Annotated in this window: 21 protein-coding genes; 9 read left to right on the top strand and 12 right to left on the bottom strand. The window is 58.5% G+C overall.

Going from position 1 to position 18,574, the window contains the following annotated elements; all coding sequences use genetic code 11:
• Positions 1 to 11: 11 nt before the first annotated feature.
• From ACRZ9X_RS01585 to ACRZ9X_RS01625, 9 genes are all read left to right on the top strand, one after another.
• Positions 12 to 725, top strand: coding sequence for a phage adaptor protein (locus ACRZ9X_RS01585; protein ID WP_480515517.1), 714 nt, complete (start codon positions 12 to 14; stop codon positions 723 to 725).
• Positions 725 to 2,164 (top strand): hypothetical protein, encoded by a 1,440-nt coding sequence (locus ACRZ9X_RS01590; RefSeq protein WP_480515519.1) that lies wholly within the window; start codon positions 725 to 727, stop codon positions 2,162 to 2,164. The genes ACRZ9X_RS01585 and ACRZ9X_RS01590 overlap by 1 nt, the downstream gene beginning before the upstream one ends.
• Positions 2,164 to 2,613, top strand: coding sequence for a GNAT family N-acetyltransferase (locus ACRZ9X_RS01595; RefSeq protein WP_480515521.1), 450 nt, complete (start codon positions 2,164 to 2,166; stop codon positions 2,611 to 2,613). The genes ACRZ9X_RS01590 and ACRZ9X_RS01595 overlap by 1 nt, the downstream gene beginning before the upstream one ends.
• A 4-nt stretch (positions 2,614 to 2,617) precedes the next feature.
• A complete protein-coding gene (locus tag ACRZ9X_RS01600; protein ID WP_480515523.1) occupies positions 2,618 to 3,238 on the top strand; it encodes a hypothetical protein in 621 nt (206 codons plus the stop codon).
• A 12-nt stretch (positions 3,239 to 3,250) separates the two neighbouring features.
• A complete protein-coding gene (locus ACRZ9X_RS01605) occupies positions 3,251 to 3,940 on the top strand; it encodes a hypothetical protein (RefSeq protein WP_480515525.1) in 690 nt (229 codons plus the stop codon).
• A gap of 9 nt (positions 3,941 to 3,949) precedes the next feature.
• On the top strand, positions 3,950 to 5,371 hold the full coding sequence (locus tag ACRZ9X_RS01610; protein WP_480515527.1) for a hypothetical protein: 1,422 nt from the start codon (positions 3,950 to 3,952) through the stop codon (positions 5,369 to 5,371).
• Entirely contained in the window at positions 5,371 to 8,211 is a 2,841-nt protein-coding gene (locus tag ACRZ9X_RS01615; protein ID WP_480515529.1) for a hypothetical protein, read from the top strand. The genes ACRZ9X_RS01610 and ACRZ9X_RS01615 overlap by 1 nt, the downstream gene beginning before the upstream one ends.
• Positions 8,208 to 8,819 carry a transglycosylase SLT domain-containing protein gene (locus tag ACRZ9X_RS01620; protein ID WP_480515531.1) on the top strand — a complete coding sequence of 204 codons (612 nt, stop codon included), beginning with the start codon at positions 8,208 to 8,210 and terminating at the stop codon, positions 8,817 to 8,819. The genes ACRZ9X_RS01615 and ACRZ9X_RS01620 overlap by 4 nt, the downstream gene beginning before the upstream one ends.
• 173 nt (positions 8,820 to 8,992) lie before the next feature.
• The gene (locus tag ACRZ9X_RS01625) at positions 8,993 to 9,331 is read left to right on the top strand and encodes a TraR/DksA family transcriptional regulator (protein WP_480515532.1); all 339 of its coding nucleotides are present in this window, start codon (positions 8,993 to 8,995) and stop codon (positions 9,329 to 9,331) included.
• Here the strand turns inward: ACRZ9X_RS01625 and ACRZ9X_RS01630 are convergent.
• From ACRZ9X_RS01630 to ACRZ9X_RS01685, 12 genes are read right to left on the bottom strand one after another with little or no spacing between them, the layout of a single operon-like run.
• On the bottom strand, positions 9,312 to 9,608 hold the full coding sequence (locus ACRZ9X_RS01630) for a DUF7742 family protein (RefSeq protein WP_480515534.1): 297 nt from the start codon (positions 9,606 to 9,608) through the stop codon (positions 9,312 to 9,314). The genes ACRZ9X_RS01625 and ACRZ9X_RS01630 overlap by 20 nt on opposite strands.
• 8 nt (positions 9,609 to 9,616) lie before the next feature.
• Positions 9,617 to 13,573, bottom strand: coding sequence for a baseplate multidomain protein megatron (locus tag ACRZ9X_RS01635; protein ID WP_480515536.1), 3,957 nt, complete (start codon positions 13,571 to 13,573; stop codon positions 9,617 to 9,619).
• Positions 13,573 to 14,013: an NlpC/P60 family protein gene (locus ACRZ9X_RS01640; RefSeq protein ID WP_480515538.1), complete on the bottom strand. Its 441-nt coding sequence runs from the start codon at positions 14,011 to 14,013 to the stop codon at positions 13,573 to 13,575. The genes ACRZ9X_RS01635 and ACRZ9X_RS01640 overlap by 1 nt, the downstream gene beginning before the upstream one ends.
• On the bottom strand, positions 14,010 to 14,894 hold the full coding sequence (locus tag ACRZ9X_RS01645) for a DUF2163 domain-containing protein (RefSeq protein WP_480515540.1): 885 nt from the start codon (positions 14,892 to 14,894) through the stop codon (positions 14,010 to 14,012). Before ACRZ9X_RS01645 ends, ACRZ9X_RS01640 begins: the two co-directional genes overlap by 4 nt.
• Entirely contained in the window at positions 14,894 to 15,526 is a 633-nt protein-coding gene (locus tag ACRZ9X_RS01650; RefSeq protein ID WP_480515542.1) for a phage distal tail protein, Rcc01695 family, read from the bottom strand. The genes ACRZ9X_RS01645 and ACRZ9X_RS01650 overlap by 1 nt, the downstream gene beginning before the upstream one ends.
• Before the next feature lie 12 nt (positions 15,527 to 15,538).
• On the bottom strand, positions 15,539 to 16,201 hold the full coding sequence (locus tag ACRZ9X_RS01655; protein WP_480515544.1) for a phage tail tape measure protein: 663 nt from the start codon (positions 16,199 to 16,201) through the stop codon (positions 15,539 to 15,541).
• Positions 16,188 to 16,397, bottom strand: coding sequence for a rcc01693 family protein (locus tag ACRZ9X_RS01660; RefSeq protein ID WP_480515546.1), 210 nt, complete (start codon positions 16,395 to 16,397; stop codon positions 16,188 to 16,190). The genes ACRZ9X_RS01655 and ACRZ9X_RS01660 overlap by 14 nt, the downstream gene beginning before the upstream one ends.
• Positions 16,394 to 16,708, bottom strand: coding sequence for a gene transfer agent family protein (locus tag ACRZ9X_RS01665; protein ID WP_480515548.1), 315 nt, complete (start codon positions 16,706 to 16,708; stop codon positions 16,394 to 16,396). Before ACRZ9X_RS01665 ends, ACRZ9X_RS01660 begins: the two co-directional genes overlap by 4 nt.
• Positions 16,708 to 17,121, bottom strand: coding sequence for a phage major tail protein, TP901-1 family (locus ACRZ9X_RS01670; protein ID WP_480515550.1), 414 nt, complete (start codon positions 17,119 to 17,121; stop codon positions 16,708 to 16,710). Before ACRZ9X_RS01670 ends, ACRZ9X_RS01665 begins: the two co-directional genes overlap by 1 nt.
• A 20-nt stretch (positions 17,122 to 17,141) precedes the next feature.
• Positions 17,142 to 17,555 (bottom strand): DUF3168 domain-containing protein, encoded by a 414-nt coding sequence (locus ACRZ9X_RS01675; protein WP_480515552.1) that lies wholly within the window; start codon positions 17,553 to 17,555, stop codon positions 17,142 to 17,144.
• Positions 17,552 to 17,890 (bottom strand): phage head closure protein, encoded by a 339-nt coding sequence (locus tag ACRZ9X_RS01680; protein ID WP_480515554.1) that lies wholly within the window; start codon positions 17,888 to 17,890, stop codon positions 17,552 to 17,554. The genes ACRZ9X_RS01675 and ACRZ9X_RS01680 overlap by 4 nt, the downstream gene beginning before the upstream one ends.
• Entirely contained in the window at positions 17,887 to 18,486 is a 600-nt protein-coding gene (locus tag ACRZ9X_RS01685; RefSeq protein WP_480515556.1) for a head-tail connector protein, read from the bottom strand. The genes ACRZ9X_RS01680 and ACRZ9X_RS01685 overlap by 4 nt, the downstream gene beginning before the upstream one ends.
• Positions 18,487 to 18,574: the final 88 nt, after the last annotated feature.

Below are 18,574 nucleotides of genomic sequence, written 5' to 3' on the forward strand. Positions count from 1 at the left end.
GGGGGTGAGTTGTGGCGCGAAACAAATCACTGCTCTCGCTACTGCAGGACTTTCGCGTTGAGATAGGTGCGTCGGTTAATCCGGCGCACAACCAGAATTCTCGGGACTCGCATGTCCATGCTTTACAACGAAATCAAGAATTGCTTTGGGAAAGTCATGACTGGCCGCATTTGCGTGTTAAACGCATGATGCCCTTGCAGGCCGGACAGCGGTACTTCGATACCCCTACGGACATGATCATCGATCGTGTTGAAGATATTCATGTCCGATATTCTGGTGATTGGTGCCGGTTAAAACCAGATATTACAGATCGTCATTACGCCGAGTGGGAAAGTGACCTTGACGAACGATCATGGCCGGTCGAAGCATGGCAGGTTTACGAGGACGAGCAGATTGAGATATGGCCCATTCCGTCCGAAAATGCAGAGGAATCCTCTGGTGAGGGCGTTTTACGTTTGACCGGAATTCGATCGCTGCGTCCGTTGGTGAAGGATGACGATCGTGCAGACCTTGATGACAGACTTATCGTTTTGCACGCCGCCGGTGAGTATTTGACCTCAAAAGGCGGCAAGCGTGCGCCCCTGGTTTTACGGGCTGCGGCAAAGCGGCTTGAAAGTCTCACCGGCAATATGTCCAAGATAAAGCAATTCTCTTTGGGTGGGTCGAACGGATATCAACGTCGACGGGTGCCAATCCCTCGTATACACTATCGAGACCGTGAGTAATGGGCACGATTTGGATCCGCGAATTTACGGGCGGGCTTGATACCCGCAGGCTTCCGGAAACTTCGCCGGGCGGTACGCTAATGCGATTGCGCGACGCGCATGTAAATCGCGGCGGCGAGATTGAACAGCGTGCCATATTCGAACGGGTTTACCAGCTCCCGGTCGGTGAGACCAAAGGACTTGCATCCTCCGCGAACGGGTTGGTCGTTTTCGGTCACCAGAGCGCTTCACCAGCGGTTCCAGACGGGGTGACCTATCTTTCATTACCGCATCCTTCAAATGCAGCATTGCGGACGATAAATTCGTGGGAATTATTTCGGGGTGAAGTCCAGGCGGTTGCAGAATTCGAAGATGATTCTCGATACATTTTTAATAATGGCAATCGCGTCACGGATACCCAAGCGCCCCCAAATCTGGTCAATTCCGGTAAGCCAGGGGCCTTGCTCACGACAGCTTCTAAGTTGTTTGTTTCATCCGGCCCGAACCTGTTTTTCTCGGCAGTAAATGACAGTTCAGACTTTGGAGATGGATCCGGTGTAGGGAATGGGTTCATCGACATGTCTACTCATGCGAAGGGGGCCGAGGAAATCGTCGGGATCGGCGAATACGACAATTTTACTGCGGTGTTGGGTAAACGGGTAGCACTCATTTGGTATTTCGATCCCGATCCGAACTTGTCCCGAAAGAACCAGGTATTGCGTGGCACAGGCACTCTTTCCGCGGGCAGCGTCACACAGCTGGGTGACGGTGACATTATCTATTTGAACGAATCCGGTGTGCGTTCGCTTCGGGCGCGAGATAGTTCGAACTCAGCAGCTACATCAGACCTCGGAAGCCCGATTGACAGTATCATCGTCGAGGCGCTTGAAAATGCTACGGACAGCGATTTGCGAGATGCCAAAGGGGTTATCGAGCCTCGTAGCGGGCGGTTCTGGCTATCTCTGAACGATCGAATTTATGTGTTCAGCTATTTTCGCTCTGATAAAGTCTCGGCTTGGTCGGAGTATCTGCCGGGTTTTCGTGTTGACGACATGATCGAATATGACGGACGAATTTGGCTGCGATCCGGAGACGATATCTACGTATATGGGGGGCAAGGGCCTAAATTTGCCTACGATGAAAGTGTTCAGGCCGAAGCGTGGTTACCGTATATGGACGCCGACGAGCCATTCCGACAGAAAACCCTGGACGCTGTAGATGCCGCGGTAAGGGGGACTTGGGAAGTCAGGATCGCGATGGACCCGGACAACGAGAATGCGTCTGATTTGGTCGCGCGAATTGCCAAAACTACGTTTTCAGATAGTGCGATTGACGCTGTTGGAGAAGCGACGCATTTCAGTCTTCGGTTCAAATCCATAGCGCCGGATAGCACAGACAAACCGGCTATTCTGTCATCCGCAGTTGTCCATTTTGACCGGGATGAGCAGGAGGACAATTGATGTTCGCCCGCCTTGCAATGCCGGAAGACAAAGATACCGTGATGGACCTTTGCCAGATGCAAGTCGAGGAGACTTTGCCGCATCTTGATTTCGTCCGTGAACTGGCCGAGGAAACTTACGATCAGAGCATGGAACACGCCGACCCAACGTTTTTCGTGGTTGAAGAAAACCGCGAAGTTATCGGGTTTCTAATGGCGTTCTTACAGTCATACGCGTTTACCACTGGCGTTTTTGTCGTCCAGGAGGTATTGTATGTGCGACCCGACAAGCGCGGCACTCGGGCAGCCGTAAAGCTCATCAAAGAGTTCGATAGATGGGGTGACATTGTCGGGTGCCGTGAATGGATTTTCGGTATCTCCAATAAATTCCAACCAGATCGAACCGCACGCTTATTCGAAATTGTAGCGGGCGCGGAGCAAGTAGGTTTCTACTTGAAGAAGACGAGGTAGGGTCATGGGCGGGGGCGGCAAAGGCGCAGCTGATCGACAGGCCAAAGAGGCTCGAAAGGCGGAAAAGAAACGCCAACGCGAGGTTCGAAAAGGCACTACGCGGATCAATGACACGTTCAATCAATTCGATGACGACTTCTTCGACGGAGTTCGGCAAGGGTTTATTGATTTCGCAACGCCGGACCTGGAAGACCAGTTTTCCGAGGCACGGGAAAATACGACTTATAATCTTGCACGGGCCGGTGTGCTGGACAGCAGCATTCGGGCCGATGCGTTTGGCGATCTGGCCGACGAGCGCACAACGGAACTGCAAAATTTGTTCGATCAGGCGAAAAGCTACGAGACAGACGCCCGCAATAACGTCGAAAACGCCCGATCCGATCTGATATCACAATTACAGGTTACAGGGGACGCGTCTGGTGCCGCAAATGCTGCACTGGCGAGGTCTAAAGCCTTGTCCACCCCTCCGGCGTATTCGCCTTTGCAACAGCTATTCCAGGATTCAGCCTCAATTTTGGCTTCGCAAGCCGCGCTGGAACGGGCCGAGGCGTATGGTAGTTCTGTTCGCCCGAGGATTAATACTGGCCTATTCGGACCGTCCCGAAACGCAGTCAAAGTGAGCTAACAGGAGGTCGAGATGCCCATTCCACTAATTCTCCCCGCCTTGTTTGCAGCAGGGTCTATCGCAGCTAATACAATTGGCCACGGCAGGGCGTCTTCCGCCTTAGCAGGGGTGAACAGTCGCGAGACAAAGCGGCAGTCCGATTTTGATCGTTTAGCGTTCGACCTGAACGAAAAGGCTGTCAGCGAGTATGAAGATTTTCGTGATCAAAAGGACGTCACTTCGGAAGAGTTGACCGAGTATTTTAAGGGCGCAGCGACCGAAGCGCCCATTGCAGAGGCCGCTGTACCAAAGACAAACAGCAATCTTGTTGTAAGTGCAGACGCAACTGCCGCTGAAAAGGCGAAACAGAAGGGCGACGCTCGCGCAGAAGCTCTTGGGAACCTCCGTTCGTTGGGAGATTTGCTCGGAAATTTTGGCCGTCGGAATCAGCAATTCGCAAACGAATTGAATACGCTTGGCAGTTTCAAACGCGGGTCTGCAAGTATCCTTCCCGCGGAACAGGCCGCCGCGCAGCAGCAAGGATCAGGTTTCCGTACACTTGGTGATTTGCTGACCATCGGCTCGGCTCTGACATTGCCAGCCGCATTGACAGCCCCCGCAGCTACGGGTCCCGCTTGGTTAACGTCGCTGAAACCAACAGCCGCAGGGACGGCAGCACAAACAGGCGGTTACAGCAGTACTTTCCTGCCTGCGCTCTACTAGGAGATCGGAATGGGTACACGTATCAATCCACTCGCCGGGCGGTATTTCAACGATCCGAGCTTTGCGTCGTCAGTTTCGCAATTGGTTGAGGCTTTCGCACCGCCAACTGCAAATGAGCAATACAGCCTTGTGCGTGCCCAAAACGAACGCGCAGAGGGGCAGAGATTGGCCGATTTGTGGTCTTCGGCCGGCGACGATTTTGACAAACGCAGCATCGTTGCTGACCTCTACAATCCGGACCAGTCCTTTTACGCCGTGAACACTGCAGACGCGACGGCGCGGCGTGGTCAGGACATCGACGCCGAGACATCGCGTGCCAATAATGCCGCGGATAATGATCGGGCTCTGGCAGAGGCTATTATTGGTCTCGGGGACACTCCGATCACGCATAACGAAGTTCTGTCCGGACTTCCGGCAGAGGTCGCGGCCGAATTGGGTGTTCCGGCCTTTCCCGCTCAATCTGGTGCTGCGCTGGGTGCGCCGCAGACGCCGCTGACAGAAGCGCAACTTGAGGCCCAACTGTTCGAAGAAGCTATCGCGAATGGCCTGTTCGATGCAGAAGATATTGTCACTGAACGCAGAAGTGACGTCCCTGTTGAAACGATTGTCACTCCGGATGGACCGCGTATCGCGACCCGCGCTGACGCCATTGGCCAAGAGCCGCATATCAACGCCGGAGCCGAGGCGAAGCCGACACTAGAGACATATCGCACGCCGGACGGGCAAACAGGAACGGCGATTTACGATACGGGCCTCGAAAAGTGGGTGGATACGCAATCCGGATCGGTTTTGCCAGAGGGTTCTGTTACCGGCAAGATCGAGGATACGTCGGAAGGTTTCGGTGCCACGACGTCAAACGTAACCAAAGGCAATCAGATTGTTGCAGAGTCTAATTACGGCCTAATACGTCTCGGTGAATTCCGCACATTGCTGCAAGAAAACCCGGGTGTAATGGGCATTCCCGGGATGGTTCGCGGGTTTGCACAAGACCTCGTTGCCGCTGCAGACGAAGCCGGGGCCGCGTTCGGCACGATCGACAGTATCGAAGAGGCTCGCGCCTTGGCAGCGCGTGTTGGCGCGAATGGTCGATATGATCCCGCAATAGCTCAAGCGGGGGCATACGCCCTTGAAATGGCCTATCTGCAGGCAAAAGCGCAAGATCCTGGTGGCGAAGTGAATGTCCGAGAACTGGAACGGCTGCTCGGTCTTTACGATGGGGGTATTGCTGGAAACCCGAAAGTGCTTTCGAATCTTGAAACGCTGGAAAGCCAGTTGCGACAACGTCTAACTTTTGGCTCGGAACTTCGGGGGGAGGTTTCGAAGACGCCGACCGAGACCCCGGTGTCGTTACAGCCCGGACACGTCGAAGATGGTCACGAATTCTTGGGGGGAGATCCGAGTGACCAAGCAAATTGGAGGGCTCTGGAATAATGGCCGGTCCTTGGGAAAAATATCGAGGAAACGCGCAGCCTACTGGTTCGGGTCCTTGGACAAAATATCAGACTAATTCGACAACGTCCGTTTCGAAAACGCCAGTCGAAGACGAATCTTGGCTTGATGTCGTGATGGATGGTGCGGAGACCGTGTTAGATACGACAGGGTACCTAGCCGAAAAGGGGGCGCAAGGCTTAACACGGTTAGCGACGTCACCGATTGACCTCGTGAATTCGTCACCTATGCTCGGAAACCTTCTGCCCGGTGAGCAAGGTCTTGAGCCTTTTTCAGAAAGCCCAATAGGCGGATATGATCATGTGTGGGGCCTGCTATCTGCCCCTAGAGATGCCGCTCAAACGGCCATGGGTGAACCCGTGGGAGATGATGTCCCAGAGAATATAGTTGAGCGTGTCGGGGGTCGTCTTGCAGAAGAATTAGGTGCCACTGCTCTGCCCCTCGTCGGCGTCCTGTCCGGGGCAGCAAAAGTTGGTACGGCAGGGGCTCGCGCGATGCAAGAATCATCGCGCCGCGGAAAACGTATGCTCGGCTCAATTCTGGAATCTGCAGCGGTAAATCCGAGCAAATTTGCAGGGAAAGAAACGCTATACGCGGCCGGAGCGGGCGTCGGGGCTGGTGTGGCAAATGAAGCCGTGTCGGACGGGGATCCGACAACGACGACGCAAAGGGAGGCATTGGCGGACTTGCTTGGCGCCATAATGGGCGGAGCAGGCGCGTCTGCGATTGATGCCGGTGTACGAACAACGCTGGACGTCGGCACTGCTGTTACAGGCAAAGGAAGTTCAGAGGTTGTGCGTGACGCCGTAGCGGGTGAATTGGCGCGGGCTGCGGACGCCCCTACGGCTCCGTCAGGAGCGCTTGACACCGCTATGTTGGCAGATTCTTTGAACTCTGGATCGCGGGTTGCCAAGGCCGTTCCGGGCTTTCAGGAGTCCACTGCTGACGTGACCCAAAACCCCGGATTGGCATCACTTGAATACGGCCGGCAGAGTGGCGAAAATTCCGGTGATTTCGCGAGACGCCGTAGTGACAATGCCCGGGCCGTGAATGACGCGATAGAGGTCGAGGCGCCCGATGCGACACCTGGCGTGTTTCGGCAGACACTTTCCAACAACCGGGATACCGCGCTGCTCGAAGCCGAAACAAAGCAGTACCTCGCGCAAACTGAATTCGAGAAAGCGGCTGATAATCTGGCTGCGGTTCAATCGGGCGAAGCGCGCGGTCAGACGGTTCGCGCTGCCCTTGACGATGCGCTGGACAAAGCTAAGACCGTTGAGCGTGAGGCGTGGGCCGGTATTGAGGGCCAGATCGACCCAACCGGGTTGGACGCGGCTTTCGACGACGTCACGAGCCGCTTGACGCTTGCAGAGCGTGACGTAATCTCGGGCGATCAGTCCATCCTGTCTATCCCCGGCCGACTCGTCGGCGACGGTGACACGGAACTCCTGTCGCACATCACCGGAGAGGGAACGCGCTTGTCCGAAGTGACGACGCTGCGCAGTTCGTTGACCGACAAATCGCGTTCGGCGCGCTCCGCTGGCGATCACAACAAAGCCCGGGTTCTCGACATGTATGTTGGCGCGATCGACGGATTTCTCGACGATGCCGCGCCCGATGTGGTCGAACAGATGGAAACAGCCCGGGCTGTCACCCGCGACCTCAATGACCGGTTCACACGGCCCACGACACCGATTGCACAGACGCTCGATCGCAACCAGGGTCAGCCTCGGGTTCCCGATAGTGAGGTTACGAGCAAATTCGTGCGCCCTGATGAAGGACAGGCTTCCAACATCGACGCGCTGCTGAAAGAGACAAACAACGCTGATGATGTCCGTGCCGCACTAGGCGATCAGATTAGAGCGGGTGCGCAGAATTTCTTGGACAAGCCCGAACAGCTTGAAACTTATCTCGATCAGTACAAAGCGGTGTTCGACAAGTTCCCTGAACTGCGCGACGAGTTTGGTACGGCAGCGGCGCTAAAGCGCACTGCAGACGACGCGCAGGCGGCGAATAAGCAGGTTCGGCGTGAACTCGGGACCAACGATACCGTAGGTAAAGGTGCTGTCGGTCGATATCTCAAGTTCGGCGACGAGCGAGCGGTTGACGCAATGGCGGGTGTCGTAAACGCGCCGGATCCTGCCAAGGCAGCTGATGATCTGCTGCAATTCACTGGCGGCGAGCCGCAAGCAATCGAAGGGGCGAAATCTGCTTTTTGGAAGTTGATGGAACGGGACGCAAAATCGAGCGGTGTCACGACACGCGCCCCGGGCGGCGCTCAAAATTGGCGTCCGCAATCGTTGCAAAATTTCCTGCAAAACCCAAAAAATCGAGCTGTTATGGAGCGACTTTACGCAAACGACCCGGAACAGATGGCTCGCATCGACGAGATTGCGAACGCACTGGCTGAGGTCGATATGCGCGTGACGGGTAAAGCCCCGAACAGCTCTGGCACGCCACAGGCGATTAAAGGCAATGAGGTTCTGCCCTCGACAGAAACGATCGGCGCGTATTCATTCGCCTATCAGCGCGGGCAGGTCGGTTTGCCGTTTATCGGTTTGCGCCTGGTATCGACGATGGCGCGGAAAGCGACGCTCAAAGGACGGGGCCAAGAGTTTCAGGAACTTCTGGACGAAGCGCTGTTGAACCCGGAAGTCGCTAAGTTGCTACTCAGCGAACACAACCCGGCCAATGTAGCAGCGATGACACGTGGTGCTAAAATCTGGCTTGGAACGCGTGCTCCGGCAATTGCGGAATTGCTCGAAGACGAGCCGTCCGAGGACGACGAGTTGTTAGACCTCATAAATGGAACCGGCCCATGATATCGGTCGAAGACATCATCCGTGCCTCTGCTGCGCGTCACGGTATCGATCCCCAGGCCATGCTACGCATCGGACAGATTGAGAGCGGATTGAACCCGACAGCGCAGAACCCCCATTCCTCGGCCGGGGGGATTTTCCAATTCATCGATTCAACATGGGGCCAGTATGGCGCTGGTCGGGATAAGCTCGATGCCTACAGCAATGCAGATGCAGGCGGGGCGTACCTCAGTGATACGAGCGCCCATTTGGCTCGGGCCCTAGGTCGTGCGCCCGAAGGATGGGAACTCTATCTCGGTCACCAACAGGGCCCGGGCGGAGCATCAAAGTTGTTTTCCGCTGACCCAAACTCACCGGCCGCTAGCCTGGTCGGGCATGACGCGATCAAGCTGAACGGCGGAACTGCGGACATGTCTGTCGGTGATTTCTTGTCGATCTGGCGAAATAAGTACAACGGAACGAGTGCCCCGTCATCGGCCTCTACGCCCCTGCCCCCGGCCGTTCAAAATGAATTGGCATTCCCGTCACTGTTTGATGTTTCGATTCCAAATATCCAACAAAAAGAGAAGCCTTCGAACACTCGCTCTTTGGCCGAGCTTATCCGATATTAAAGGAATATAGTGCGCAAAAGAGTGCGCAAAAATCCTTTCCGGACAGTACCAGACAGAATATTTTTCTATAATTTTATGGGGTATTTGACGCGCAATCGTATTGATGTAACTGTTATAGCCATCTAGGGGCAAAAAGGCCAAACGCAAACCCTTGATATGGAATGCAACAAAAAATGAACGAAAAAGACTGGCCACATTTCAAGGCTTTGATCGAATCCCGGTTGCGCGACTTGGCCAATCAATCGAGTATCGGACAACAGGCGCAATCTGTTGTGGAACTGGATCAGCAGGCAGTCGGACGCCTGAGCCGTATGGATGCTTTGCAGAATCAGGCAATGGCCAAAGCGCAGCAAACCCGACGCGATATCGAAACGCGGCGTCTGACTGAGGCGCTTGCCCGTATCGACGAGGGCGAATACGGGTATTGCGAAGACTGTGGTGAACCGATTGCCCGGGGACGGCTTGAACTGGACCTCGCCGCCAGCCGGTGCGTCAGTTGCGCGTCCGGCTGACGTGAAAGCGGATCAGGGCCTGCAGGATCATCTCGAAACACTGGCAATATTGGCGGTCGTCAAAACTGGGCTCATCCGCCAGGGGCCGGGTCCGCGCAGCCGCCATCAGCGAGCCATTGCCAAACAGCGGATGCAGTCGCCCGGTTTCGGCGACATAAACATCGGCCAGTTCCGCTTCGACAAGCAAACGCGCGCACAAGCGGCGGCGCAGGCGCGGCGGAACCGCCAACAAAGCCCGAGCCGCCGCGCTGAGATCACCATGTAGCAACGGGCGCATGTGTCGGTTTATCCAACCGACAGGCGCGCAATTGCCCCCGGACCGTACTCGGCCGAGATCTGGGCCACTTCGACATCATAGCCCTGCGCCGCTCCGTCCGAGGCTTTCATAGCATTGGAATAAGACCAGATCGGAGAATTGGTCAGAACTTCGCGGACCAACGCGCCTGAGGCCCGGACTCGGATCAGATAGGATTCAGTTTCCTCCGCCAAGGGCACGTCGAACCCGCTCCAGTCATCCCCGCCAACACGGGTACGCCTGATCCACGTCATCTGGTCTCCGACCGGTGACTTTTGCACCCTCAGATGAACAGGGGCGTAAGGGCGCAATCCGTTGCCATCAAATGCCTCGACCAGATGAATAAATGAGGGATCCTCGTAACCCCGTGTGGCCGGGCCAATGCGGTAATGTCTGGCAATGCGCCGTTCGGTTGGCAACAGATCGGTCTGATAAACACGTTCGTCCAGCAGAACAAAGGTCGATCCCTCGGGCCAGACATCGGGCATGATCGCATCTGTTCCAAGCTGGCCGCGCAACCGACCCGAAAGGGCATAGACACCGGGTTCCTGCAAGGCCGCATCGGCGAACTGAAACACTTCCCATCGACCCGGGGTTCCGTCCCCAATCGCGGCCAGATTATAGCCACTCAGCAACGCGCCGCGAGACCGGGATTCCAGCACCCCGTCGATCAGATTGACACGCAACGGACTGCCTTCATCCCAGATACCCGCAGCGGCGCGGCGCAGGGGCGATTCAGTGAACCCCATGACCGCCTGTCCAGCAATGACCTGAGCAAGCGTATAGTCTTCGTCCTGGGCCGAGGCATACATCGCCACGCTGCCCGGCCAGGGTTCAGCTGAAACCGCCAAGTAAGGCGCATATGGCGATTCCGCACCGGTGATCAGCGGCAAGTCCATGAACACCGGGTAAACAGGGACTGGCGCGTCAAACGGTTTGGCCGTCGCGCCGTCATCTTCCACCTCGGCGGCAGAATAGACTTCTGGTTCAATCCGCACAGCGTCAGCCAGCTGCAACTCGGCCTGTTCCAGACGGTCGACGCGATACAGCGCATCGCCCGCCCCGTTCAGCCGTACAACATCCCCCGCCCCGATGTGCGACATCGACGGCGGCAACGCAAAGCGCGCCGTTTCGCGGGAAATCCGGGATTCGCTCAACCAGCGCTCGACGGTTTGCCGCCCCTCTGCACGTGTCATGGACAACGGCATTTCGTTGACGGCTACGGCGTGGGTCTGATCATCGGGCAACACCGCCTCTTCCGCCACCAGATCGTGGTCGGCGTCCGACTGCACGAACCGCAGGCGGACACGCCCGGTCATCTCGGCCTCGGCCTCACGCCGATGCTCGATCGGGCCGTCGATGTCCGTACTGACGGCGATCTGTTCGGGCGACACATCGATGGCACGCTGCGTTCCCCGAGTTCGAAACACCAGTTTCCCATCGCGCTCAATTGCATCGAACCCATAACGCATCATCAGAGGCTGAAGGGCCTGGCGAGCATCCATCACGTCTTCGACGGCGTAGCCACGAACCACGCCATAAAGCTCGGATACATCAATATCCGTCAAGCCGGCACCATGACAGATTTCGGTCACGACCGAGGCCAGGGTCCGCGACCCCGACCGTCCATTCAACCAATGCCCGCGGGCATAGTTTTCACCGTCACTCCACTGCCTGCGCAGGTTCGGGAAGGTTGGAAATGGTCGCGCATCCCAGGCCCAAACATAGGCGTTTGACATGTCTACCATCGGCGCGTCGTAAATGTCAGAAACCGGGTTTCGGGAAGGGTCGTTCCAGTATCCCAGTACCGCCTTAAGGTATTGCACCTGAATAAAGTCATCCCGCATTCCGTTGGAAAACTTGGGTAAACTTGATTCCGACGATTTAGGATCAAGAAACTTGTTCGGTTCGTTCGTTCCCTTGTCGATGGCTGCACAACCCAACTCGGTGAACCAGATCGGTTTCGAGCCCGGCACCCAGCTTGTGGGAGACGCCTGCCGCACCCCACCGATCCGTTCGTGATGCCGGTTGCCCCACCAGTTGCGCAAGTCCTTATAGCGCCAGATCCAGGCCTCATCATGCGCCACGTCGGTAATCGGCGTTCGAATCTGTGCTTCGGCTTCTTCGGGTGAAGCGTAATACCAGTCATACCCTTCGCCGCCTTCGACATTTGCGCGCAGATAGTCCAGATCATAGATCGAACCTGTCCCGGCCTGCGCATCCAGATGCGTGTCGCCTTCGCGCCAGTCCGACAGAGGCATGTAATTGTCGATGCCTACGAAATCGATGTTGTCATCGGCCCAAAGGTCATCAAGGTGGAAATAGCGATCTCCGCTACCAGCGGGAGAATAGCCGAAATACTCGGACCAATCCGCCGCGTATCCGATTTTGGTGTTCGCGCCCAGAATCTGACGCACCTCCGCCGCCAGTGTCCGCAGCCGCGCTACAGCCGGAAATCCGGATGCACCCCGAACCTGTGTCAGGCCGCGCATCTCGGAACCGATACAAAACGAAGCCACACCACCCGCTGCTTTGCACAGGGCCGCGTAATGCAAAATGAACCGGCGCAAGCCCCACTCCTGCGGACCTGAATAGACCACGGATCCGTTCTGAACCTTAAAATGCGAAGCGCGCGCAGAACCGAAAAACGCCGCCACCTGTGCGTCCGCCTCCGCCGTCTGATCCGGCGATCCGCTGCGCCCCGGTGCAATGTCCAGCGTGATCCGGCCCCGCCAAGGCAAATGAGGCTGCTCACCCGCATCAGACCACGGGTCTGGCAAGCTATTGCCCTGCATTTGCTCCATCAGGATGAACGGATAGAACATCACCCGTTTGCCATTATTTTTAAGGCGCTTGATCGCCTGTATCACTGCGCCGTCGGCGGGTGTGCCGCCATAAATCGGGCGACCATCCTTCCATTTCACATTCTGCGCAGATGCACGGGTCAACCCGGCCACCCGCCAAGGCATGTTCTTGCCATCAGCGTTCTTGCGTTCCACCTTTGGTCGAATATCGCAGCTCCCGCAGCGCAGATCGTCACCAAACCACGAAACAACAAGCGACGCCGCCTCGCACCCCGGCAATTCATTTTGCAAAGCCCGCAATGAGGTCGCCATATCGGAAGAGCCGGAGCGGGAATGTGCATTTGCGGCCCAGTTTCGGCCTTTGCCCTTCCAGTAATTGACCTGCGAGGTGGCAAGCGTGTATTCGCCTGTTCCCGGCATCAGAGCCACACCTTTGACCGCCTGCGACAGGGCCTCGTCATAGTCCGGCATGTCCTTTTGGTCCTGACGGACCACCTCGAACGAGAATTGCGGCACCCGGTTTCCGTATGACCCCAGCGGGAAATCCTCGATCACGACATAGGCCGTGCCGCGATAGGCCGGTACAGTGCCCGTGCCCTCAACCGCCTCGATCAATGGGTCGGGCAACTGATCCGACGTTCCGTGATACACGCGCATCGTTAACGAGTTTCGCTCGATCTCTTCCCCGTCGGCCCAGACACGCGGCACATCCGCGATTACGCCTGTTCCGACGGCAATCGCCAACGACACCGAATAGCTGTAGGTGACAGTCTTTGTTTTGACCTCGGCGGGTTTGGGTTTGCCTTTGCCGCCGCCGGTGGATTGGGTCGAGGTCGAGGTGGTGCGGGTTTCAAGAAAGTCCGACGCCCAGATTACCTGGCCACCCACACGCATCCGCCCAAACACAGTGGTCACGGGCGAACCCTCTCCGGTTTCGGTCAGCCGAAAGCGGTCCAGACGCCCGGTTTCCACAACCTCGCTGCCGCTTCCCAAAACCGACTGGCCCATCAGCCGTTGGTCGATAACACGCCCCAGCGTGGCACCTACGGCCCGGCCGATAATCGCAGACGACAGCCCCGCAACGGTTCCGCCGATCGACCCTCCGATTGCGGCGCCAGCCGCTGACAGAAGAATTGTAGCCATCAGAAATCCCCCAGCGGAAACTCGAAACAAGCGACCACGCGGCGCTGCCATGGCGCGCTCAACGCGTTTTCGACCACACCATGTCCTGAATAGGCGTGAATAAAGCGCGGCACCGCGCCCGCCTCGCTGACAATGCCCAAATGTTTGGCGACGCCCTGATCACGCATCCGAAACAGCAGCGCATCGCCCGGCTCGAACTGGGACGGGTTCCGTTCGACCAGATGACGCCGGGCGGCCGCCCACATGCGTTCATCGCCTTGAGGTTCAGACCAGTCCATACTGTAGACCGGAACCGCCTCGGGTTCGCATCCCAACACGGCGCGCCAGACGCCCCGCAACAACCCCAGACAGTCGGTTCCGGCCCCTTTGACCGAGGCCTGATGCACGTAAGGTGTCCCCAGCCAACTCCGCGCTTCGGTTACGATGTTTTGCTTGTTCATCGTCTGCTCCTGCCTCTGTTCGAACCACCCTTTTTGGGCACGGCCATCACCCAGTCTTCGCTTGGAAGGTCAGGAAAGCCCTGGAAGTTCATCAGATTGTTGAATTTCAGCCGGCAAGTCTCCATGCGCTTGTCACAACCGGCGGTCAGCCGCACGCGATCCCCGATGGTCAGCCCACCGCCTACCGCTGACCACAGCGTGATTTTGCGCCCGGCGTCCAAACGATGATCCTGCTTGACCGCCCGCCACAAACCCGCAGCTGGACCGGTCAGAACATCCAGTCGACCACGCTCGAACCAGTTTTGGCTTGCACCGGTGCCACCGCGTAGCTGCACCGACGCGCCCTCAAGCGCGCTGATCTCGGCTTCGATCCAAAATCCGGGTGCAGTAAGATTGAACCCGCAGGACCGATCCCCCAGAACCGCTGTGCAAGGTTTCTGATAGATCCGCCCCAGGGGGCGATTCAGCAGATCGGTCAAACCGCGCAGCTCGGCATGAAACGCCCCGCCCGCCCGACGCAGCTCGCCAATCGAGCCGCGAAACTGCAGGCTGCGTTGCGCTGGATCGGCCCAGTTGACCAACCATGCCCGGACCTCGGCGCCATCGAAACGCCCGGCCTCGATATCCTCTTCACGTACAGAAGCATCGGAAAAGGCCCCCATGGCCTCGGTATTGTCAATCGACAAGCCAGTCGCCTGTTCGATCGCCGAGGCAGTCAGCCCGGTACTGGCCTTGAAGGTCAAGCCTTCAAACGCCAGTTCCATATCATGATCGGTAAACCCGAATTGTCGCCCATCTGATCGGGTTATCGACCAACATCGACATACGGTTGTGAGGCCCGATTTCAAATACGATTCAAGGGATTGCGCATCATTTCTCATCAGACACGTACCTCAACCACTGGTACGTTCGGTACATCTCCGGCCTGAAAACTGGCGACGCTTGTCTGAATTTTGTCAGTGTCGAACCTGACGGGCACATCGAATTCGAACCCGGCAGTGATTTCGACCTGTTCGGGCGGTGCCGAAGCCATGGTTATCAAGCCGGTGGACAGATTTACGTCAAAGTCGATGCCTTCGCGCAGCGCGTCCTGATCGAGACCCAGCTTCACTGTTCCCAAGACCGGTTTCAGCACCGGCCTCACATAGCTAAAACCACCTGAACTATAAGTCTTAATCAATTGAAAGTTGGTACTTACTCCATCTCCCCGTGCAATCACTTGATCGCCCGTACCGACTTCAGCCGTAGCCGCGCCGGATTTGTAGTCGGACCAGTCTTTCCAGCGGAACCCAAACATCTGACCCTGTCGCGCCTCGAAGAAGGAAATCAGCGTTTCGATATCGTCAAGCGACCGCATCCCCAGCCCCGCATCATAACGCCTGCGCGAATGTGCCCAGGGCGTGTTGCGTTCCTCAAACCCGTTGGCCAGCGTCACGATATCCGTGCGCCGCTCGGGCCCCCCGACCGAGCCGAAACTCAGACTGGCGGGAAATCTCACCTCATGAAAATTCATCCGCTGCTCCCCTTATCTGTTGCGATTTCCGCGGCCCAAGGCCCGGCTCATCTGCGCCGCGATCTGGCCCTGAGACCGGCGGAACCCTTGCACATCGGGCGTGGAGATGTTCATCACCACATTCACCGCCCGGCCCCCGCCTTGCGTACGCACGCCCAGCTTGCCGTCCGCCCCGCGCGCCAGCGGCATAATCGCCTCAGGGCCCGCCTCGCCCATCAACCCGGTGCCGCCGCGCATCGGGAACATGGTCGGGCTGCTGACCACGCCACCATTGGCAAACGGCATCACGCGGCCCTGAGAGAAACTGCCACCATCCGCAAAGGGCAAAATTCCCTGCACCAGATTGCCGACCCCGTTGGCCAGCATCCCGCCAAAGTGATCCGTCACCGGCTTGATCGCCGCCGAATAGGCGGTCTTGATCATCGAGTTCTTCAGCACATCCAGCGCGCCTGACAGGTTCATCCCGTCCAGCACCACGCCATCAAACGCCTTCCGCAAACCGCCGGACATGCCACGTTCCAGCGTCGCCACATCCTTGCCGGTCTCTTCGAACGCGGCCCTTATGCGCTTCATCTGGCCATCAAACGCTCCGGCCATGGTCGCCGCATCGCCCAGCGCGTCACCCAGCGCCTCGCCCCGCTCCTGCAGGTCGTCAAACCCTTCACGATCCATCATCACGCTCTCCTTGTTCCTTGTCCGGGTAAGCCGCCAGCAGCGCATCCAGCCCCGCCCGGTTCATCGCAGGCATCCCCGCGCCCTGCCCCAGCATCAGCCGCAACTCGGCCGGGGTCAGACGCCAGAACTGTTCCGGCGCCAGCCGCAGGCCCAGGAACCCGGCCCGCATCAGCGCGGGCCAGTCGAACCCGCTCACTCGGGCACCATGAAGGCGCGCGCCAGCAATTCAGCCGCCGCCCGCGCGCCCGCCATCGGCCCGCCCGCAATCTCGGCATGCAGCAGGTCGGCACGGCTCACCTGAGTGCCGCCGCCGCGCAGCCCCGCAACAAGCAAAGCCAGCACATCGCCGCTGGAATACCCGCCGCCCTCGAACCGCTGCACCAGCTCGACCAGAGACCCGGCCTGCAATTCCTGCTCCAATTCCGCCAAAGCACCCAAAGTCAGCTTGAGCACCCGCTGCTCCCCATCGATGGTCAGCACCACCTCGCCCGTCCACGGATTGGCCATCAGAGCGCCGTAAAGCTCAGCGCACCAGCGCTTGCCATGCTCATCTCATAGGTCGCCTCACCGTTATGCGAGCCCGCATATTCGATGCTGCTGACCTGAAACGGCCCCTCAACGATGCCGAAATCAGGGATGATGACCTGAAAGGCCGGCGTTTCACCGTCAAAGAACAGCTGACGCGCACGCTCGTCGGTCCCCGCATCCTTGAACACGCCCGAGCCGGAAATCGCAGCGGATTTCACCCCCGCTCCCGACAGCAACTCGCGCCACCCGCCCTGACTTTCCAGGCTGGTCACATCCACGCTTTCCGCATTGAAACTGATCCGCGTGGCGCGCAGGCCCGCGATGGTCTGAAACAGGCCCGTGCCGTTCATATCCACTTTGACCAACAGGTCTTTTCCGTTCTGGGCAGCCATATGCTCTCTCCGTTGATTGCTTAGTCGTCTTCCACGCGCGCGCGGAATCTCAGATCGATCTGGCGGATCGCGCCGCCGGTTCCCGTGCGCCGGGCGCTGGCGCGTTCGAACCACAGGCCCACAAGGCGGCCCCGGTTCAGGGCCAGCGCCGCACCTTCCAGCGCGTCACACACCGCGCCCGCCAGCGTTTTGGCCGCACCAAAGCCTGCCGCCTCGGACACCACCGACACGGTGAACCGATGCACAGCCCCCGCGCCTGACCGGTCCGAGGCATCGCGCACCTCCTCCGGCCCCAGCGTCACGTAGGTCTGCGGCAAGACGCCCGAGGGCACCGCGTCATAAATCGCCCCGCCCGACAGCGCGCTAACCTGCGCGTCGCCAGAAAGCTGTTGAAACACCGCCGCCTGCAAAGCGGCTGATACGCCGTAACTCATGCCGCCACCTCTTCATCCGCAAAACAGGTCAGGTACTGGCCGCGCCCATCGCGTTCCGCCACCGCACGGATTACAAACCGCCGCGGGCCTTCGCGAAACCGCTGATCCGGCGCGGGCCGCATGTCGGACCCCTCGGGGGCGCCGCGCACCACGATCCGATACCCAACCCGCGACACCGAGGCGCCACCCACAGCCCGCTCAGCCCCGCTACGCGCCGTCACCTCGGCCCAAAGCACGCCCATGGCGGCCCATGTCTCGGTGTACCCGCCCGCTCCATCGGCCACGCGCGTGGGGGCCTCCAGCACCAGCTTGCGGTTCAGTCGCGGCGTGCTCATTGCATCACCCCTGCGCCAAAGCGCACCGTGCGATAGCGCTGGATCAGGCTGGTCACGCCAAAAGGCATACACCCCGCGCCCAGCGCCGTCTCATCGCGGTATTCATAATAATGCGCCGCCAGCAGCAGCACCGCCTGCCCCAGATCGGCGGGCAAACCGCCCCAATCCGCAGCCATCCCGGCGGTGAAGGCGATCTTCACCGACCCACCTGCCTGCGCCTTTGGCAAACAAGACCCCGAAGGCCGCAGCCGGGGGCGCTGCATATCGCCTTCCAGCCGATACCCCGACACATCCACCACAGTCTCGACCCCCGCCGCATCGCTCAGCGTCACCGCACCAACCGACACCACCGGAGCCACCGGCAGAACCTCACCCGCCGGATCACGCCAGGCACTAACGGTCCACGAGAAATCCCGCTCGATCAGCACCTTGCCGGTCCGCGCCTCAATCGCCGCAAGGGCCGCGCGCAGAAACCCTTTCAGCACCTCGTCCTGCACATCACCCTCGGCAAACCCCGTGCCCAGCCGCAGATGCGCCTTGAACTGATCCACCGGCAGCGCCGCATCCGCGATGGCGGTTTCTTCGATCAACATCATCCATTCACTCCGCAATCTCGGACCCCTCCGGGGCCGACCTTCAGAAAATGACGGGCACGCGCCGCCCCACGTTGCTCGGACGGAGGGG

The organism is Ruegeria sp. AL1 (genome assembly GCF_056540905.1).

What these genes read in the sequence shown, in the direction of transcription:
- ACRZ9X_RS01590 (WP_480515519.1), top strand. Translation starts at nt 725, where the DNA reads ATGGGCACGATTTGGATCCGCGAATTTACGGGCGGGCTTGATACCCGC.
- ACRZ9X_RS01595 (WP_480515521.1), top strand. Translation starts at nt 2,164, where the DNA reads ATGTTCGCCCGCCTTGCAATGCCGGAAGACAAAGATACCGTGATGGAC.
- ACRZ9X_RS01600 (WP_480515523.1), top strand. Translation starts at nt 2,618, where the DNA reads ATGGGCGGGGGCGGCAAAGGCGCAGCTGATCGACAGGCCAAAGAGGCT.
- ACRZ9X_RS01605 (WP_480515525.1), top strand. Translation starts at nt 3,251, where the DNA reads ATGCCCATTCCACTAATTCTCCCCGCCTTGTTTGCAGCAGGGTCTATC.
- ACRZ9X_RS01610 (WP_480515527.1), top strand. Translation starts at nt 3,950, where the DNA reads ATGGGTACACGTATCAATCCACTCGCCGGGCGGTATTTCAACGATCCG.
- ACRZ9X_RS01615 (WP_480515529.1), top strand. Translation starts at nt 5,371, where the DNA reads ATGGCCGGTCCTTGGGAAAAATATCGAGGAAACGCGCAGCCTACTGGT.
- ACRZ9X_RS01620 (WP_480515531.1), top strand. Translation starts at nt 8,208, where the DNA reads ATGATATCGGTCGAAGACATCATCCGTGCCTCTGCTGCGCGTCACGGT.
- ACRZ9X_RS01625 (WP_480515532.1), top strand. Translation starts at nt 8,993, where the DNA reads ATGAACGAAAAAGACTGGCCACATTTCAAGGCTTTGATCGAATCCCGG.
- ACRZ9X_RS01630 (WP_480515534.1), bottom strand. Translation starts at nt 9,608, where the DNA reads ATGCGCCCGTTGCTACATGGTGATCTCAGCGCGGCGGCTCGGGCTTTG.
- ACRZ9X_RS01635 (WP_480515536.1), bottom strand. Translation starts at nt 13,573, where the DNA reads ATGGCTACAATTCTTCTGTCAGCGGCTGGCGCCGCAATCGGAGGGTCG.
- ACRZ9X_RS01640 (WP_480515538.1), bottom strand. Translation starts at nt 14,013, where the DNA reads ATGAACAAGCAAAACATCGTAACCGAAGCGCGGAGTTGGCTGGGGACA.
- ACRZ9X_RS01645 (WP_480515540.1), bottom strand. Translation starts at nt 14,894, where the DNA reads ATGAGAAATGATGCGCAATCCCTTGAATCGTATTTGAAATCGGGCCTC.
- ACRZ9X_RS01650 (WP_480515542.1), bottom strand. Translation starts at nt 15,526, where the DNA reads ATGAATTTTCATGAGGTGAGATTTCCCGCCAGTCTGAGTTTCGGCTCG.
- ACRZ9X_RS01655 (WP_480515544.1), bottom strand. Translation starts at nt 16,201, where the DNA reads ATGATGGATCGTGAAGGGTTTGACGACCTGCAGGAGCGGGGCGAGGCG.
- ACRZ9X_RS01665 (WP_480515548.1), bottom strand. Translation starts at nt 16,708, where the DNA reads ATGGCCAATCCGTGGACGGGCGAGGTGGTGCTGACCATCGATGGGGAG.
- ACRZ9X_RS01670 (WP_480515550.1), bottom strand. Translation starts at nt 17,121, where the DNA reads ATGGCTGCCCAGAACGGAAAAGACCTGTTGGTCAAAGTGGATATGAAC.
- ACRZ9X_RS01675 (WP_480515552.1), bottom strand. Translation starts at nt 17,555, where the DNA reads ATGAGTTACGGCGTATCAGCCGCTTTGCAGGCGGCGGTGTTTCAACAG.
- ACRZ9X_RS01680 (WP_480515554.1), bottom strand. Translation starts at nt 17,890, where the DNA reads ATGAGCACGCCGCGACTGAACCGCAAGCTGGTGCTGGAGGCCCCCACG.
- ACRZ9X_RS01685 (WP_480515556.1), bottom strand. Translation starts at nt 18,486, where the DNA reads ATGATGTTGATCGAAGAAACCGCCATCGCGGATGCGGCGCTGCCGGTG.